This is a genomic window from Mesorhizobium sp. M1050 (genome assembly GCF_040318715.1).
In the GTDB taxonomy this organism is placed as follows: Bacteria; Pseudomonadota; Alphaproteobacteria; order Rhizobiales; family Rhizobiaceae; genus Mesorhizobium.
This window is the reverse complement of sequence record NZ_JAMYMV010000012.1, coordinates 87,886-104,439: the sequence shown is the minus strand read 5'-3', so window position 1 is coordinate 104,439 and position 16,554 is coordinate 87,886. Positions and strand designations below refer to the sequence as shown.

Annotated in this window: 17 protein-coding genes and 1 tRNA gene; 7 read left to right on the top strand and 11 right to left on the bottom strand. The window is 63.8% G+C overall.

All coding sequences use genetic code 11. The features are described from left to right. The first annotated feature begins 100 nt into the window (after nucleotides 1–100). A tRNA-Pro gene (locus NKH57_RS10215) sits at nucleotides 101–177 on the top strand. Nucleotides 178–334: 157 nt separating this feature from the next. Continuing rightward, the gene (locus tag NKH57_RS10210) at nucleotides 335–613 is read left to right on the top strand and encodes a hypothetical protein (protein WP_023761935.1); all 279 of its coding nucleotides are present in this window, start codon (nucleotides 335–337) and stop codon (nucleotides 611–613) included. A gap of 21 nt (nucleotides 614–634) precedes the next feature. Here the strand turns inward: NKH57_RS10210 and hdaA are convergent, their stop codons facing one another. From hdaA to NKH57_RS10190, 4 genes are all read right to left on the bottom strand, one after another. Continuing rightward, complete coding sequence (gene hdaA / locus NKH57_RS10205) at nucleotides 635–1,339, bottom strand: DnaA regulatory inactivator HdaA (protein WP_352943905.1); 705 nt, start codon at nucleotides 1,337–1,339, stop codon at nucleotides 635–637. A 1-nt stretch (nucleotide 1,340) separates the two neighbouring features. After that, nucleotides 1,341–2,549 (bottom strand): AI-2E family transporter, encoded by a 1,209-nt coding sequence (locus NKH57_RS10200; protein ID WP_352943903.1) that lies wholly within the window; start codon nucleotides 2,547–2,549, stop codon nucleotides 1,341–1,343. Then, nucleotides 2,521–3,078, bottom strand: a complete 558-nt coding sequence (locus NKH57_RS10195; RefSeq protein WP_023761932.1) for a CDP-alcohol phosphatidyltransferase family protein — start codon at nucleotides 3,076–3,078, stop codon at nucleotides 2,521–2,523. Before NKH57_RS10195 ends, NKH57_RS10200 begins: the two co-directional genes overlap by 29 nt. Before the next feature lie 190 nt (nucleotides 3,079–3,268). Further along, nucleotides 3,269–4,234 (bottom strand): methyltransferase, encoded by a 966-nt coding sequence (locus NKH57_RS10190; RefSeq protein ID WP_502907275.1) that lies wholly within the window; start codon nucleotides 4,232–4,234, stop codon nucleotides 3,269–3,271. Nucleotides 4,235–4,506: 272 nt separating this feature from the next. Between NKH57_RS10190 and purM the strand changes: the two genes are divergently transcribed. From purM to NKH57_RS10175, 3 genes are read left to right on the top strand one after another with little or no spacing between them, the layout of a single operon-like run. After that, nucleotides 4,507–5,628, top strand: a complete 1,122-nt coding sequence (gene purM, locus NKH57_RS10185; RefSeq protein WP_352943899.1) for a phosphoribosylformylglycinamidine cyclo-ligase — start codon at nucleotides 4,507–4,509, stop codon at nucleotides 5,626–5,628. After that, nucleotides 5,625–6,338: a phosphoribosylglycinamide formyltransferase gene (gene purN, locus NKH57_RS10180; RefSeq protein ID WP_352943897.1), complete on the top strand. Its 714-nt coding sequence runs from the start codon at nucleotides 5,625–5,627 to the stop codon at nucleotides 6,336–6,338. Before purM ends, purN begins: the two co-directional genes overlap by 4 nt. 17 nt (nucleotides 6,339–6,355) lie before the next feature. After that, nucleotides 6,356–6,865, top strand: coding sequence for a SixA phosphatase family protein (locus tag NKH57_RS10175; protein ID WP_352599051.1), 510 nt, complete (start codon nucleotides 6,356–6,358; stop codon nucleotides 6,863–6,865). 209 nt (nucleotides 6,866–7,074) lie between these two features. On the opposite strand, the gene NKH57_RS10170 is transcribed toward NKH57_RS10175, so the two are convergent. Further along, the gene (locus tag NKH57_RS10170; RefSeq protein WP_352943894.1) at nucleotides 7,075–7,347 is read right to left on the bottom strand and encodes a DUF680 domain-containing protein; all 273 of its coding nucleotides are present in this window, start codon (nucleotides 7,345–7,347) and stop codon (nucleotides 7,075–7,077) included. 581 nt (nucleotides 7,348–7,928) lie between these two features. Between NKH57_RS10170 and NKH57_RS10165 the strand changes: the two genes are divergently transcribed. Further along, the gene (locus NKH57_RS10165) at nucleotides 7,929–8,606 is read left to right on the top strand and encodes a response regulator (protein WP_023761926.1); all 678 of its coding nucleotides are present in this window, start codon (nucleotides 7,929–7,931) and stop codon (nucleotides 8,604–8,606) included. Further along, nucleotides 8,603–9,955 (top strand): sensor histidine kinase, encoded by a 1,353-nt coding sequence (locus NKH57_RS10160; RefSeq protein ID WP_352943892.1) that lies wholly within the window; start codon nucleotides 8,603–8,605, stop codon nucleotides 9,953–9,955. The genes NKH57_RS10165 and NKH57_RS10160 overlap by 4 nt, the downstream gene beginning before the upstream one ends. Before the next feature lie 20 nt (nucleotides 9,956–9,975). On the opposite strand, the gene NKH57_RS10155 is transcribed toward NKH57_RS10160, so the two are convergent. The 6 genes from NKH57_RS10155 to NKH57_RS10130 all read right to left on the bottom strand — a co-directional run bounded on the left by NKH57_RS10155 (nucleotide 9,976) and on the right by NKH57_RS10130 (nucleotide 16,330). Then, nucleotides 9,976–10,851, bottom strand: a complete 876-nt coding sequence (locus NKH57_RS10155) for an ABC transporter permease (RefSeq protein ID WP_352943890.1) — start codon at nucleotides 10,849–10,851, stop codon at nucleotides 9,976–9,978. Nucleotides 10,852–10,951: 100 nt separating this feature from the next. Then, nucleotides 10,952–11,806 carry an ABC transporter ATP-binding protein gene (locus tag NKH57_RS10150; RefSeq protein ID WP_352943888.1) on the bottom strand — a complete coding sequence of 285 codons (855 nt, stop codon included), beginning with the start codon at nucleotides 11,804–11,806 and terminating at the stop codon, nucleotides 10,952–10,954. Nucleotides 11,807–11,966: 160 nt separating this feature from the next. Further along, entirely contained in the window at nucleotides 11,967–12,980 is a 1,014-nt protein-coding gene (locus NKH57_RS10145; RefSeq protein ID WP_352599059.1) for an ABC transporter substrate-binding protein, read from the bottom strand. Between the two features lie 150 nt (nucleotides 12,981–13,130). Then, on the bottom strand, nucleotides 13,131–13,925 hold the full coding sequence (gene dapB, locus NKH57_RS10140; protein WP_352943886.1) for a 4-hydroxy-tetrahydrodipicolinate reductase: 795 nt from the start codon (nucleotides 13,923–13,925) through the stop codon (nucleotides 13,131–13,133). A gap of 8 nt (nucleotides 13,926–13,933) precedes the next feature. Next, nucleotides 13,934–16,027, bottom strand: coding sequence for an ATP-dependent helicase (locus tag NKH57_RS10135; RefSeq protein ID WP_352943884.1), 2,094 nt, complete (start codon nucleotides 16,025–16,027; stop codon nucleotides 13,934–13,936). A gap of 84 nt (nucleotides 16,028–16,111) precedes the next feature. Next, nucleotides 16,112–16,330, bottom strand: coding sequence for a hypothetical protein (locus NKH57_RS10130; protein ID WP_352943882.1), 219 nt, complete (start codon nucleotides 16,328–16,330; stop codon nucleotides 16,112–16,114). Nucleotides 16,331–16,554 lie beyond the last annotated feature (224 nt).

Here is a 16,554-nt window from a genome sequence, read left to right as displayed (position 1 = left end):
AGCATCGCCGCCCTTCGACCGTCATTACTGCGCAATGCGCATGGCGGCAAGGTTTTTGCACTTGCCATGCTCCACTGAAATGAATAGGCAACAGACCGTTCGGAGTGTAGCGCAGCCTGGTAGCGCATCTGGTTTGGGACCAGAGGGTCGGGAGTTCGAATCTCTCCACTCCGACCACTCCCTGAAAAATTGCAAATGCCCCGGGCGCAAATGCGTGTTCGCCCTGCGCCAACTCCGGCGGTCGGCCTTGTCGCAACAGCTTGCCGGTGCAAGTCTGAGGGCAGCAATGCGGGTGCCATTGCCCGCTCGAACTTCGGCAAACGGGGAATTTCAGATGCTTGGGATCGATGCTTGGGTGTCGCTGTTTGGACCGGCCCACCTTGCCTATGCCGGCATAACGGTTCCCTTCATGGTGACGTGGGCGACTGCCTGCGCAGCACTGGCGATGTGGAACCGGGAAAGCCGCAGACAGGTCAGGCAGGCCCCAGGCGCCATCGTCTCCCGCTCCTGGCGTGCCAGTATAGGGATGTTTGTGCTGGTTGCCGCCGGCTATATCGCCGCCCACTCAGCCGTCTACCTCTTGGTCCGCCATTTTGCCAGAATGTGGCTGTGAGATCAGCCTCCTAAATTCAGCCTAAATCTCGAACTCGCCCTGCCCTTCATCCATGGCACTGACGGTTTCTGCGGCGAGCGTGCGCGTGATCGGCGTCTTGCGCTCGAGCGCGGTGCGGTCCAGCCTTTCCACCACGCGCATCGCTGTCGCCAGCGAGCGCTCGATGCGGCGCACCAGATACTGCACGACATGCGGCTCGACCTCGACCTGGCGGTCGGCGAAAAGCTTGGTGATGACGCCGGCGAGCAAGAGATCGTCGGGCTCATGGATCTCGACCGTCGCCGCCGCCTTCAATCGTGAGGAAAGGTCAGGCAGCCTGACACCCCAGGCCGACGGAAAGCGGCGCGCCGTCAGGAGCAGTGTCGAGCCGGCACCGCGCACCGCGTTGATCAGATGGAACAAGCCTTGTTCATCAATCGCTCCTTTATCGACATCGTCGATCAGTGCCGCGCGGGCGCCGAGATTGGCGATGCTGTCACCGATACGCTTGGCGTCGACCGCCACCGCGTCGGCACGTTTGCGCCATATGGAGGCCAGATGTGTCTTGCCCGAACCGGCGGGACCGGCCAGCACCACCACCTGCGAAGGCCAGTCCGGCCAGCGATCGACCAAAGCTACAGCCTGGTTGTTGGTGCCGGAGACGACGAGCTCGTCGCGCGTGTAGCCGGTGCCATGGCCGAGATCGAGCGGCAACTGGCGCGGCGGGTCGGTTGGCTGGGCAGTCACTTCAGCGACGCGATTGCGTGCGGTGGCCGCCGCCGCGATCTTCCGGAAGCTGCGGCACAGGCGCCGCGCCGTGGCCCTTGTAAAGCGGCGATTCGAGATAGCGGGCGATGGCAAACCGCACCAGCACGGCAACGGCAGCAGAAGCCGGCACCGCGATCAACAAGCCGACGAAGCCGAACAGCGCGCCGAACGCAAACAGCGAAAACATCAACCACACCGGATGCAGGCCGACGCTTTTGCCGACCAGTCGCGGCTGCAGGATGTTGCCTTCGATGAACTGGCCGATGAAGAACACCACCGCGACGGCGACGATCATCGTCCAGTCCGGCCAGAACTGGACGAAGGCTACGCCGACGGCGAGCACCAGTCCGGTGAGCGACCCGACATAGGGAATGAAGGAGATCAGCCCGGCGAACAGACCGATGAGGATGCCGAAATTCAGCCCGGTCAGCGTCAGCCCGGTGGCATACATGGCGCCCAGCACCAGGCACAGCGTGCCCTGGCCGCGCACGAAGCCGGCGGTGGCGGTGTTGATGTCCTTGGCGATGGCGCGCACCGTCGCGACATTGTCGCGCGGCACCCAGCTGTCGATGACTGCCACCATGCGGTCCCAGTCGAGCAGCATGTAGAAGGCGACCACCGGCGTCACCACGAACAGGCTGACCACCGAAACCAGCGCCACGCCGGAACTCCATATCGAGGTGAAGACCGTGGTGAGCAGGCCGAAGCCGGAGGTCAGCAGCGAATTCAGCCCGTCGCGCAGGCCATTGGCGTTGACACCGAATTTCTGTTCCAGCCATTTCGGATCGAAAGACGTGATCAGGCTCTGCAGCCGGGTCAGGTATTCCGGCAATTTGCCGGCGAAATCGGCCATCTGCGTCGCCAGCACCGGAATAAGGATGACGAAGGCCAGCACCAGCACGATGAGGAAGGCGATGAGGATGACCACCGTCGCCATGAAGCGGGAGAGGCCGAGCCGCTGCAGCCGGTCAGCGACCGGATCGAGGAAGTAGGCCAGGACCATGCCGGCGACGAACGGCAAAAGGATGCCTGAGAAGACGTAAAGGAACACCGCCAGCAGGACGGCGCTGATCAACCAGAAGCGGATCTGGCGGCGAAACGCCAGAGACGCAGTTTCGCCTGCCGCCGCAGCCTCGGCGGCCGCTTCGATTGATTCCTGGTCAGGTGTCCGGTTTGGAGCCTTCGCCATAGCCGCTCATATGCCTCAGCCAAGCCACGAGATAGGCCGCGGCCGAAGCCACGGTCAAGACCCCGGACAGCAATATGAGGACTGGCCTTAGCGGGTCGAGGTGAACCGACAGGGCAAGTTCGCCGAGCACCACCGAGGCGAGCACGATCTGGATGGCGGTGTTGGCCTTCGACACGAAAAGCGGCTTCATCTCGACCGGATGAGCCATGACGGAGGACAATAGGACCGCGCAGACGATCAACGCATCGCGCGACACCATGGTGATGACCAGCCACAGCGGCAATTGCCCGATAAAGCCCATGACGACGAAGACCGAAACCAGCAGCAGCTTGTCGGCCATCGGGTCGAGATAGGCGCCGAGCCTTGACTGCTGGTTGAACCGGCGGGCGATAAAACCGTCGACGCCGTCGGAAATGCCGGCAACGAGAAACCCGGCAAAGGCCCAGTCCCAGCTTGCCTGCAGCATTGCCAGCACCACCGCCGGCACCAGAACAAAGCGCAGGATGGTGATCAGATTGGGGATGGTCAAAGCGTGCCTGCCGGGTTTGCTTTCTGATACATGATGGAGACGGAGGAGGATCGCAAGGGAGCAGCGCGCCAGACAGGGCAAAGGTCTGTGTGTGAACCACCCCTTTGCCCTGCCGTTCGGCCATCTCGACAGTCTCGCGTATGCGATGTCCCTAACCTTCACGGAAAAGGTGCGGCTACACCTTCCTTGGTCAGACCGCAGACGCCTCGAGGATGGAAATGGGTCCTCGGGTCTGGATCACTCGTTCAAGGCGTAGCCCGGCGGCGTCGAACAAGCTTGCATATTGGGTCCGCGTTCTCTCCAGGCCGCCAGTGACGGCGAGCATGACCACGTCGATACCCTTGATCTGGTTCGGTTCGTCGCCTGGCGGCACGAGCGTCTCGGCCACAAGCACCTTCCCGTTCGGCAGCATTGCCTTGCGGCAATTTCGCAGGATCTCCGCGGCACGCCCATCATCCCAATCGTGAACGACCTTCTTGATGATGTAGACGTCACCGGTGGGAACGCTTTCAAAGAAATTACCGGCGACAAATTCGGTGCGCGGCAGGTCGCCTCCGGCACCCTGGCGTGCTGCCGCGACGCCCGAAGGCAGATCGAAAAGCACGCCGTCCAGGTGAGGGTTGCGCGCCAGGATCGCCGAGAGAAGCTGGCCATGTCCGCCGCCAACGTCGACGATCCGCGTGAACGGCTTGAAATCGTAAGCTTCGGCAACGGCCTCGTTACTACCTTGGCTCAAGGCGACCATGGCACTCTGAAACAAGGCAGCCTGCTCCGGATGTTCCGACAGCCAGTCAAACCTTGGGCTCCCGAAAACCTTGTCGAAGGCCGGCTTTCCAGTGCGAACAGAATGCAGGAGCTGCTCGAAGGCAAGATAGGCCTCGCTGTTGATCATACGGACGAAGTCACGGGGACCCGGCCGATCGGAGCGCAGCACCGCACCAACCTCCGTCAACTCGAAATGACGGGGCAGCACTTCCCTAAACACCCCTTCAGGCGCGAGAAGTCGCATTACACGATAAAGCGAGTCAGCATCCGATTGAGTGGCAGCCGCCAGTTCATCCACCGACCGCTCGCTGGCAGCCAGGAGATCGGGGATACCGAGTTCGATAATGACGCGCAGCGCCTGTGACACGGCGAATCCGAGGCCTAGCCTCATGATCTGTTGCGAAGGATTGAGCATGGCTTGTTCCCCGGTGCCTGATGCCTGGCAACAGAGCACCAACAACAACTACTTACAAGGATGCAAAGGGGTGAGGCGAAATGGCGACGCGAGGTTTTGCCTCCGATGAGAAACGAGGGTGGAGGAGATTTTGCACAAGGGCGCCATGGCCTCGCTTTTATCGGGGGCAAAAGCCAACCATTCTGTCGTCATCCTTGCGAGGCGCAGCCGTTCATGCGAAGAGCCCGCAAACGAGCAGGAAAATTGCGATGAGCAAGCGCGACACAAGCCAGCCCGAAACGGGCCAGCCCAAAACGAGCAAGCGCAGGAACGGGCTCACCAACGGGCTCACCTATGCCGAGGCCGGCGTCGATATCGACGCGGGCAATCTCATGGTCGAGAAGATCAAGCCGCTGGTGCGGGCGACGCGCCGGCCGGGCGCCGATGGCGAGATCGGCGGTTTTGGCGGCCTGTTCGACCTCAAGGCCGCCGGCTTCATCGATCCGGTGCTGGTGGCGGCCAATGACGGCGTCGGCACCAAGCTCAAAATCGCCATCGATGCCGGCAAGCACGACACGATCGGCATCGATCTCGTCGCCATGTGCGTCAACGACATCGTCGTGCAGGGAGCCGAGCCGCTGTTCTTCCTCGACTATTTCGCCACCGGCAAGCTCGATCCCGACCAGGGTGCCGCGATCGTCGGCGGCATTGCCGAGGGCTGCCGCCAGGCCGGCTGCGCGCTGATCGGCGGCGAGACGGCCGAGATGCCCGGCATGTACCACGGCAACGACTACGACCTTGCCGGCTTTGCAGTGGGCGCGGCAGAACGCGGCCAGCTCTTGCCCACCGACGACATCGTCGAAGGCGACGTGCTGCTGGGCCTCGCTTCCTCGGGCCTGCATTCGAACGGATATTCTCTGGTGCGCCGCATCGTCGCCGTCAGCGGCCTGGCGTGGGGCGATCCGGCGCCATTCAACGACGAGGCCACGCTTGCCGAGGCGCTGCTTGAGCCGACCCGCATCTACGTCAAGTCTATCCTCAAGGCTATCCGCAACACGCATGGTATCAAGGCGCTCGCTCACATCACCGGCGGCGGCTTCCCGGAAAACATTCCGCGCGTGCTGCCCAAGGATTTTTCGGCCGAGCTCGACCTCGAGGCGATCGATGTCCCTCCAGTGTTCTCGTGGCTGGCCAAGACCGGCGGCGTGGCGCCGGAAGAGATGATGCGCACCTTCAATTGCGGCATCGGCATGATTTTGGCGGTCGCGTCCGGCCAGGCGGCGCAGGTTGCCGCCGTGCTGCAGGAGGCCGGCGAGACGGTGACGCCAATCGGCCGCATCGTGCCGCGCCGAGATGCCGGCGTCATCTATCGGGGCTCGATCGGCCTATGAGCGCGCAGAAGAAACGCACCGTTGTCCTGATCTCGGGACGCGGCTCCAACATGACCGCGCTGATCGCGGCAGCCAGCGACCCGGCCTTCCCGGCCGAGATCGTCGGCGTCATTTCCGACAAGGCCGACGCTGCCGGCCTCGGCATCGCCAGGGCGCGCGGCATCGCCACGCAGGTCATTCCGCGCGCCGATCACGGCAGCAAGCAGGCTCATGACGCCGCCATCGACGCAGCGCTCGCGGCATTCAACGCCGAGATCGTGGCGCTGGCCGGCTACATGCGCATCCTCACCCCCGGCTTCGTCCAGAAATGGCAGGGCCGCATGATCAACATCCACCCTGCCCTGCTGCCTGCTTTCAAGGGGCTCGATACTCATGCGCGTGCACTCGCCGCCGGCATCCGCATCCACGGCTGCACCGTGCATTTCGTCACATCCGAGATGGATGACGGCCCCATCATCGCCCAGGCTGCCGTGCCGGTGATGATCGGCGACAGCGCGGACGCGCTGGCTGCCCGTGTGCTGAAGGCCGAGCACCGGCTCTATCCGCTGGCGCTGGGGCTGGTCGCCGAGGGCAAGGCGCGCATGGAGGCCGGCCGCACCGTGCTTGCCCACTTTGCCGATGATGCCGACAACAGCACCTCGGTGGTGATGGCCCCCGACCCGCTGCGCGAGGAAGCCGACCTCGAGCATCTGGCGCGCATCACGCCGTGAGTGTCGAGAGCGTGGCGATGAAACAGCTTCTCCTGCTTCGCCACGCCAAATCGAGCTGGGACGACCCTGATCTCGATGATTTCGACCGTCCACTCACCGACCGCGGATTGAAGGCAGCACATTTGATGGGCCGTGAGCTTGCGTCGCGCGACTGGCTGCCGGAACTGGCGCTGGTGTCGCCGGCCTTGCGCACCCGCGACACCTGGCGGCTGGTGGCGGCGGAACTGCCTGCGCATCCCAAGGTCGCATTTGCCAAGGCGCTCTACGATGCTTCGGCGGCGGATATCCTAAGCCAGATTCGTCAGGTCGATCCGTCGGACGGCAGCGTGCTTGTGGTGGGACACAATCCGGGTCTGGAAGATCTGGCCAACCAGCTTGCCGGGCCAGGGTCGGAGGCCAAGGCGCGCAAGAAGCTCGCTGAAAAATTCCCGACGGCAGCCGTCGTGCGCTTCGTTTTCGAGGGCGACTGGTCGGCCTTGTCTTGCGCCCGGCTGACACATTGTCTGCGGCCGAAGGATCTGGACTAGAATCCAGGCGCGGCAGACCAAGCCTGCCATGCAGCGGACCCCGGTCAATCCGATTTTATTTTTGGCCGAGAACTGTTTGTTGCCGACAGCGAAAATTGGCCGCTTGGGGCAGCGCCCCCGACTGGTGCTACTCTGCGCAAGAAACAAGAGCGGCGGGCCAAGCCCACCGCTCTTTGTAGTCAAGACTTGGTAGTCAAGACTTGCCTGGATTAGCGGCCCCAAATGCCCCGGCCAGACTCACCCGGCACCTTGGCGTTGGCGTCGCCCTGTGCCTTCGAGGGCTTCAGGATCGAGCCGGTGCGCGTGGTGTCGATGTTGAAAGTCGACTGGCCCGAAATCGACTGGCTCGAAGTCGACTGGCTCGAAGTCGACTGATTGGGAACCGGCTGGTTGGCATTGTAGGAGCCGTAATTGTCGCTGCCGGCGAAAGCGGTGCCCGTGGCAACGAGAATGGCGGCGGCGGTGAGTGCGATCTTGGTCATTTTATTTACTCCAATGGTTCTCTGTTCTGTCCGTCTAGTGCGTGCCCTTGGGAGGAATTTCGCGTCGCTCGGACGTCCCCGAGATGGGTTTGCCCTGCCGCGGATTCCAATCACGAAGATGTTCCAAAGATTGTGAGATTTCGGCCCTTGAAATTCGACAAATGGCCTTGGCAATCATAATTTTACGTTCAAAATCAAGTTGTTAACATACATCACCACCGCGGGCGCGACCGTGCACCGAGCCGGTCGTTCACCCCACGCTGCACGGTCCGTCAACAGAAAACGAACCGATCGGTTCGATTTGTCTGGACCTGCTGGTTCCAGCGTTCTCTTCCGAGCGCCGAAAGGGTTCCAATTGTGTGGGCCTGACCTACGCCGGATGACAGCCGGCTGTGTTTTTGCGGCTTCCAACCTGTTGGTTTGGAGGCTGCGATTCACGGTGCCCGTCGGCCGTGCATTTGCCTTGGCGTCAGATCGATATTATCGCTTGTGCACGACCATCAATCGGACGCGACCTTGGCTGTGCCGGTCGAAGAACGGGCGGAATTCCGGGTGACCTGCTTTCCAGGAAAGCGATAGAAATGCGGCTGCTGCTCGTCGAGGACAATCGCGAACTGGCTGACTGGCTGGGCAAGACTCTGCGTCAGGCGAATTATGTCGTCGACATCGTTCATGACGGCGAGGATGTCGAGCACGCTCTGGCCGCCGGCGACCACGCGCTTGTCATCCTGGACTTGGCGCTGCCGCGCATGGGTGGGCTGGAAGTGCTGCGGATGCTGCGGGCGCGCGGCAACCGAGTGCCGGTGATCGTGCTGACCGCCAATGCCAGCCTCGACGGCCGGGTCAAGGGTCTTAATGAAGGCGCCGACGACTATCTGGCCAAGCCCTTCCAGATCGAGGAGCTCGAAGCACGCATCCGCGTGCAGCTGCGCCGCGCCAATGACCGCACCGCGCCCGTCGTTGCCTGCGGCGATCTCGTCTTCGACACCAATACCCGGCTGTTTTCGCTCGCTGGCGAGACCCTGGCGCTGACGCCGCGCGAACACGCAGTGCTGGAGCAATTGATGGTCAAGGCCGGACGCACAGTGAGCAAGGCGGCGTTGTCGGCCGCGATCTATGATTTCGAGACCGACGCCGACCCCAGCGCCATCGAGATCTATGTGCACCGTGTACGCAAGAAGCTAGAAGGATCTCGTGTCCAGATCGCCACCTTGCGTGGCCTCGGCTATCTCTTGCGTCATGACGATTTGGCGCCATGAGGATTAGCAGCCTCCGTTTGCAGTTGCTGGCCTGGGTGGTGTTGCCGCTCGCCGGGCTCGCCACCATCAACCTGTGGACCAGCCACCGCAGCGCGCAGGCGACCGCCGATCTGGTCACGGACCGGATGCTGTTGGGTTCCGCACGCGCGATTGCCGAACAGGTCGCCATCGTCGACGGCGTGCTCGACGCCACGGTGCCGCCGGCGGCGATCGAGATGTTCGACACCGGCGATCGCGACAGCGTCTATTATCGTGTCGAGACGGCTGGCGGGCGTTTGCTGACCGGCTACCCAGACCTGCCCAAGGGTCCGAGGCAGCCCAGCATGGAAGCGGTCTATCGCGACCACGCGCTGCGGCTGCTGACATTCAGCCATGCGGTGGTCGGCGCCGGCACTGACTCGCCAATATCCGTCACCGTTGGTGTCACGCCGGCCGGGCATGATGCGATGGTGAAACGGCTGTGGCTCAGCGCCTTTGCCCAGCAACTGGCGCTGGTGGCCATTGCCGGCATCTTCGTGCTGCTCGGGCTGCGTCGCGGTCTGGCGCCGCTGATCCGGCTGCGCGACGTGGTGCGCTCGCCAGGTCGCAGCGAGCTTGATCCGATCGAAGTGCCGGGGGCGCAAAGCGAGATTCAGCCGCTGATCGATGCGTTGAACGCCTACATGGAGCGGGTGCGCGCGCAGATGGCGGCCCAACGCCGCTTCATCGCTAATGCGGCGCACCAGTTGCGCACACCGCTGGCGCTGCTGTCGACACAGGCAAGCTACGCGCTTCGCGAAAGTGCTACGGAGGCGCGCCAGGAAGCCTTGGTGGCGCTGCAGGCAAGCTCCGGCAAGCTGGCGCGGCTGGCCGAACAGTTGCTTACCCTATCGCGAGCCGAACCCGGTAGCCGGCGGCCGCGAGCCGACCGCATCGACCTGACCGACGCCGCCCGGCACGTGCTGGAAACCCAGGCGCCGGCGGCGATCGCTCGCAGGATCGATCTCGGCTTCGAGGAGGCTGGCCCCGTAGCGGTCATCGGCGACGGCACCATGCTGCGCGAGATGATCGTCAATCTTGTCGACAATGCGCTTCGCTATTCAGCAGCCGGCGGCAGCGTCACGGTGAAACTGGCGGCCACAGACGGCGAAGCCGTGCTGACGGTCGCGGATGATGGGCCCGGCATTCCGGCGGACGAGCGAGACCATGTGTTCGAACGCTTCTACCGCATTGCCGGTTCGACCGAGGAAGGCAGCGGGCTTGGCCTCGCCATCGTGCGCGAGGTCATCGAAAATGCCGGCGGACGCGTCACCCTTGGAGATGGCGCGACCGGTGGCCTGGTGGTTGAGGTAAGATTGCCTTTGGCCTGATCGCGGCATGCCGAAGTGGATCAGGTCCCCTGCTCGTTGAACGGCGTCGGCCGCCATTTGACGACGTAGTTCTCGAAGCGGGTGATGATGAACTCCACCACCAGCGCCATCACCGCCAGGATGATCATGGCGGCAAAGACACCATTGGCGTTGAAGGCGCCCTGCGCCGTGGAGATCAGCAGGCCCATGCCTTGCTTGGCGCCGAGGAATTCGCCGACCACCGCGCCGACCAGGGCAAAGCCGAAGCTGACATGCAGGCTGGCCAGGATCCAGCTCATCGCCGACGGGATGATGACGGTGCGGGTGATCTGGAATGGCGAAGCGCCGAGGATCTGGGCGTTGGCTATCATCGCCCGGTCGGCCTCACGCACGCCCTGGAAGGCGTTGGCGAAAACGACGAAGAACACCATTACCACGGCGAGCGCCACCTTGGAGGCCATGCCGAGGCCGAGCGCGATGATGAACACCGAGCCCAGCACGACGCGCGGCACCGAGTTGGCGATCTTGATGTAGATCGAAAAGACGTCCGCCAGCAGCCGGTTGCGGCCGAGGATGATGCCCGCGGCGATGCCTCCGACGGCGCCGATGACGAAGCCGAGGAAGGTTTCCTCGAGTGTCACATAAATTTGCACCCAGAGCGGACCTTGCGACGTGCCCTCGGTGACCCACACCCAGATCTGGTCCCAGATACCGGACGGGCTGGCGAAGAAGAACGGATCGATGATGTTGTGGTCGGCACCGAGTTCCCATAGGCCGAGGAAGACGACCAGGATAGCCAGGCGTAGGCCGATGACCAGCGCATGCCGGCGGCGCAGCCGCGCCTTTGCCCGGCCTTCGGCAACGGCGATGGAGGCATCGCGGACGGCGGCCTGGGAAGTGGGAGATATGGCGGTCATGGCAGCGTCTCCTCTCAGAGCAATTCCAGGAAAAGCGCCAAGCGGTTTTCCGTCCGGAATTGCGAAAAACAAAACCATTAGAGCGGGTCGGCGACCCGCTTTAATGGCCGGTTTGCAAGGTGCGGGTCTGGCCGAGTTGCACTTCCTCGCGCAGGTCGTTCCAGATCACCTTGGCGATCTCGACGAATTTCGGGTCGTAGCGAATGTCGGCCATGACGCGCGGACGCGGCAGGTCGATGCGGTAGACGCTCTTGACCGTGCCCGGCCCGGCCGTCAGCACATAGACCTTGTCGGCCAGTGCCACTGCCTCCTCCAGATCGTGAGTGACGAACACGACGGAAGACTTCTGCTGCGACCACAGACCCAGCAGCTCGTCCTGCATGGCGGTGCGCGTCTGCATGTCGAGCGCGCTGAACGGCTCGTCCATCAGCAGGATCTTGGGCTGGTTGATGAAGGTCTGAGCGAGCGCGACGCGCTTGCGCATGCCGCCGGAAAGCTGGTGCGGATAGTGCTTTTCGAAGCGGCCGAGGCCGACACGGGCGATCCAGTCACGCGCCAGCTCATAGGCCTGCGCCTTTGGCATGCCGCGATAGAGCGGGCCGGCGGCGACATTGTCGATGACACTGCGCCAGGGAAACAGCGCGTCAGCCTGGAAGACGAAGCCGATGTCGCGGCTGATATCGGTGACGGGGCTGCCCATGACACGGACATTGCCTGTCGTCGGCCGCAGCAGCCCGGTGACGAGATTGAGCGTCGTCGACTTGCCGCAGCCGGTCGGCCCGACGACGCAAGCGAATTCGCCGCGCGCCACCGTCATGGTGAAATCGCGGATCGCCGTCATCATGTGGCCGTCCGGCGTGACGAAGCGCAACGTCACGTCGTCGATGGCGATCGCGGCGTCAGCTGGCGGCGTGGCCTGAGACGGCTTCTCGGCCGCCATGGGTTGCAGTTGCATGACACACTCCTGTCGCGATGGGGCAAGGGAGCCCGCAACGCTGCCGCGGGTCTCCTGGTGGTCCGGCAAGGCCGTGCCGCTGCCGGCTAGATTCAAGCAAGCGGAGCAAGCCGTTGTTCTTCAACGAGCGGAGACGGGAAGCCGTGCCCGTCGGGCGACGCTACTTGGCGGCGTCGACGAACGTCGTCGTATAGGTCTTCGACAGGTCGATCTGCTTGCCCTGCAGACTCTTGGAGAATGTCGAGAGGACCTTGAGCACGGTTGGCGGGCCGTCGGCCGGCATGCGGCCGTCCGGCGTGAACATCGCCTTGCCGCCGGCCAGCCCCTGCACGTAGAGGTCCCTGTTGCCAGCGTAGTAGTCCTTCGGCATCTTGTCGGCGATCTCCTCGGCCGAATGCGTGGCGATGAACTTCATCGTCATGACGAAGGCATTGGCGAGTTTCTGTGCCTCATCCTTGTGGTCTTCGAGCCAAGCGGACTGGACGTAGAAGGACGCCGCCGGATAGGGGCCGCCCAGCGCTTCCTTGGTCTTTTCAGGGGTACGCATGTCGACCAGGACACTGGCCTCACCGGTCTTCAGCAATCGGCCAATCGTCGGCTCGGTGGTCATGCCGGCCTGGATCTGATCCTGCTTGACGGCGGCAATGAAGGTGTTGCCGGCGCCGACTGGCAGCAGCGTATAGTCGCCGGGCTTCAGGCCGTTGCGCACGGCCAGATACTGACTGAGGAAATCGGTCGACGAACCGAGGCCGGTGACGCCGAGCGTGGCGCCCTTGAAGTCGGCCGGCGATTTGATTTCGGGATGCTTGGCGGAGACCAGCTCGACCTCGCCTGGCGCCTGGCTGAACTGGACGATCGACTGGATGTATTTGCCCTTCGACTGCAGGTCGACGGTGTGGTCGTAGAAGCCGACGACGCCCTGAACGGCGCCTGCCAGCAATTCATTCTCGGCCTCGACGCCGGCGCGCGAATTGACCAGTTCGACATCGAGTCCCTGGTCCTTGAAGTAGCCGAGCTGCTGGGTAAGTACGGCCGGCAGATAGATCTGTTTTTCCATGCCGCCGACGATGATGGTGATCTTGTCGGCCGCCGATGCCGCCGTGGCGCCTGTCGCAGCGATGACAAGGGTTAGCGCCGCTGTGCGCAAGGCGCACTTCGAGATGAAACCGGTCACGAAACTTCCTCCACTTGGGCGACGCGCCGTGAAGCTGCGCCGCATTCTCCTCCTCGCCGGCCGCTTGAGGACCGGTTATGCGGTGACACCGCGACCCTGTCATGGCACGCCCAAGCTTTCAGCTGGCTTTCAGCCACTGGGCGAAAAAGATTAGCCGCAATGCCGTGCCGGGGCGCCCAGTCCCAGCACGTCGCGCATGTCATATTCGCCGGGTGGGCGCCCCGCCACCCAGAGTGCGGCGGCGATGGCGCCGCGCGCGAACATGACGCGGTCGCCGGCCGCATGCGACAGGGTCACGGTCTCGCCCTCGGCGCAGAAGCCGACGCTGTGTTCGCCAATGATGCTGCCGCCGCGCATCGCCGCAAAGCCGATCTCGCCGGCTGGGCGCGGGCCGACGACGCCATTGCGGACCCGCCTTGCGACCGTCTCCAGATCGACACCGCGTCCGCCGGCTGCGGCTTGCCCCAGCATCAGGGCGGTGCCCGAGGGCGCATCGATCTTGTGGCGATGATGCGCCTCGACAATCTCGACATCCCAGTAGTCGGGATCGAGCGCTTTCGCCGCCTGCTCGACCAATCCGGCCAGCATGTTGAGCCCAAGCGAGTAGCTGCCGGAGCGCACGATGGCGACGCTCTTCGCGGCGGCCGCAATAACGGCAAGCTCGGCGGCGTGGAACCCGGTCGAACCGATCACAAGTGCTGGCCCGCTACGCGCGGCGCAGGCTTCGGCGAGCGCGGCGGACGCAGCCGGCGTGGTGAAATCGATCACCACATCGGCCATGGCAAGCGCCTCGTCGCGGCTCACCAGACCTTCGCCGACCATGCCCGGCCGGTGGAAGCGGGCGGCAAGCGCCAGCCGCGCATCTGCCTGCACCGCGTCCGTCATCTGCCGACCCATGCGGCCCAGCGCGCCGGCGAGGGCTATCCTGATCGGTGGCTGGAGCATTGCCGCGACTATTTCCACATGCCCCGCATGCGGGCGCCGATGTCGACGCGGACCTCCGGCCGGGCCGCCCTGCCCTGTGCCGCCTGCGCGCTCGGCCAAGATACCTGTTGGAATGCCGCAAGGATCGAAGCCGGGATGAAGCGCGTGCGCGAGGCATAGAGATGGCGGTCGCCGCGCGCCGCCTGGCCGTGCGGAAAGAAGCGTTGCGGCATGACCAGGTTGAGATTGTCCTTGGCGCGTGTCATCGCCACGTAGAGCAGCCGGCGCTCCTCATCGATATCTTCCTTGGTGCCGACGCCGAGATCGGCCGGGATGCAGCCGTCGACCGTGTTCAGGACGAAGACATTCTTCCATTCCTGGCCCTTGGCCGAGTGGATGGTCGAGAGGATCAGATAGTCCTCGTCACGATGCGGCGGGCCGGCCTGGTCGCTGGTCGCATCGGGCGGGTCGAGCGTCAGTTCGGTGAGAAAGCGTTCGCGCGAGACATAGCCCGAACCGATCTGCTCAAGCTGCAACAGGTCGGCGCGCCTGGTCGTCGCGTCTTCGTGGATGCGCTCCAGATGGGGCTCGTACCACAGCCTGATCTGTTCGAGATCGGCCGGCCATTTGGCGCCGGCCCGCAGGCCGGAATAGAGCGAGACGAAACGCGGCCAGTCATCGGCCGCGCGTTGTGGCGGGCGCCAACCGGCCAGGCCCATCGCTTCGTCGAGCGCCGTCGTCATCGTCTCGACTATCTGCGCGGCGGCCGAAGGGCCGATGCCCGGCATCAGTTGCAGCACGCGGAAGCCGGCGACGCGGTCACGCGGGTTTTCGGCAAAGCGCAACACCGCCAGCACGTCCTTGACGTGAGCGGCATCGAGGAACTTCAGGCCGCCGAACTTGACGAAGGGAATGTTGCGACGGGTCAGCTCGAGTTCCAGCGGCCCGCTGTGATGCGAGGTGCGAAACAGCACCGCCTGGGATTTCAACGCCGTGCCGGCCTCGCGCTCGGCCAGGATCGTATCGCAGACGAAATTAGCCTGCTCGACCTCGTCGCGCACGGTCACTAGCCTCGGTCTGTCGGTCGACTTGCGCTCCGACCATAGGTTTTTGGTGAAGCGCTCCGAGGCCTCGCCGATCACAGCATTGGCTGCGGCGAGAATGGTTTCGGTCGAGCGGTAGTTGCGCTCCAGCATCACCACGTCTGCGGCCTGCGCGAACTGTTTGGGGAAGTCGAGGATGTTGCGCACCTCGGCGGCACGGAACGAATAGATCGACTGGGCATCGTCGCCCACCACAGTCAGCCCGGCGCCGTCGGGTTTCAGCGCCAGCAGGATCGAGGACTGCAAGCGGTTGGTGTCCTGATACTCGTCGACCAGCACATGATCGAAACGACCGCTCAGATGCGCCGCTATTTCAGGCTCGGCCGCCATCTGCGCCCAGTAGAGCAGCAAATCGTCATAATCGAGCACGTTCTGCGCCTGCTTGGCCTCGACATAACCGGCGAACAATTGCTTCAGTTGCTCCGCCCAGCCGGCGCACCAGGGAAAGGCAGACCCCAATACCTCGTTGAGCGGCGCCTGAGCATTGACGGCACGGGAATAGATGGCAAGGCAGGTGCCCTTGGTGGGGAAACGCGCTTCCGTCTTCGAGAAACCCAGTTCGTGGCGGACCAGATTCATCAGGTCGGCGGAGTCCTCGCGGTCATGGATGGTGAAGGCCGGGTGGAGGCCGATCTCCAGCGCATAGTCGCGTAGCAGCCGCGCGCCGATGCCGTGAAAGGTGCCGGCCCAGGTCAGCGCATCGGTGATGACCGCGGCATCGCGGCCGAGCACTTCGCCGGCAATGCGTTCGACGCGCTTGGCCATTTCGGACGCGGCGCGGCGCGAGAAGGTCATCAGCAGGATGCGGCGCGGGTCGGCTCCCTTGACGATCAGATGGGCGACGCGATGCGCCAGCGTGTTGGTCTTGCCCGAACCGGCGCCGGCGATGACCAGCAACGGGCCGGCGATCTTGCCGTCGCCATGCTCGACGGCCTGGCGTTGGGCATCGTTCAGCCGGGCGAGATAGGCAGGCTGGACGGTCGGTTCCCGGAAAGTCGAATCAGCGGTGGCGAGGTTCATCGCCCATCAAGCATCGTTTCTGCTTTGTTCGCAACGTTGATGCGAAGCAGACATAGCCTAGCGGAGCGAGGAAACGTGTCACCGCTAGCGCTGGGGATCGACGCCCATGGCGGCTGACTGTCGGCGCAAGGTCTCGCGATCATATTTCAACGGCGGCAACAGCAGCGGGTCGACTGTATTGGGCACGTCTTCGACCATCTTCCTGACGATGCGATAGGCGACATAGACCAAGGCGCCGGCAACAGCAGACGGAACATGGTTTGCAACACTCCTTTGGAGCAGGACCAACCGAGGAGACGGCATTTGGTTCCCTGCCGATCATCCACGCGCGATCAACGATCGAAGGCGGCGATGGCTTCGCTGGCGCTTTCCGATGCATTTCTCGAAGCACTGCAGGCGGAACTTGGCGTAGCGAAATTCGTGTCCTGCCTCATGCCGCCTGTGGCCTCGGAGCTGAGGTCGTCATCAGCTCGCGCTCCAGTTCGGCAGGCTCTTGAGGAAGAAGGCCGGCGCCGCTTGGGAGGAAG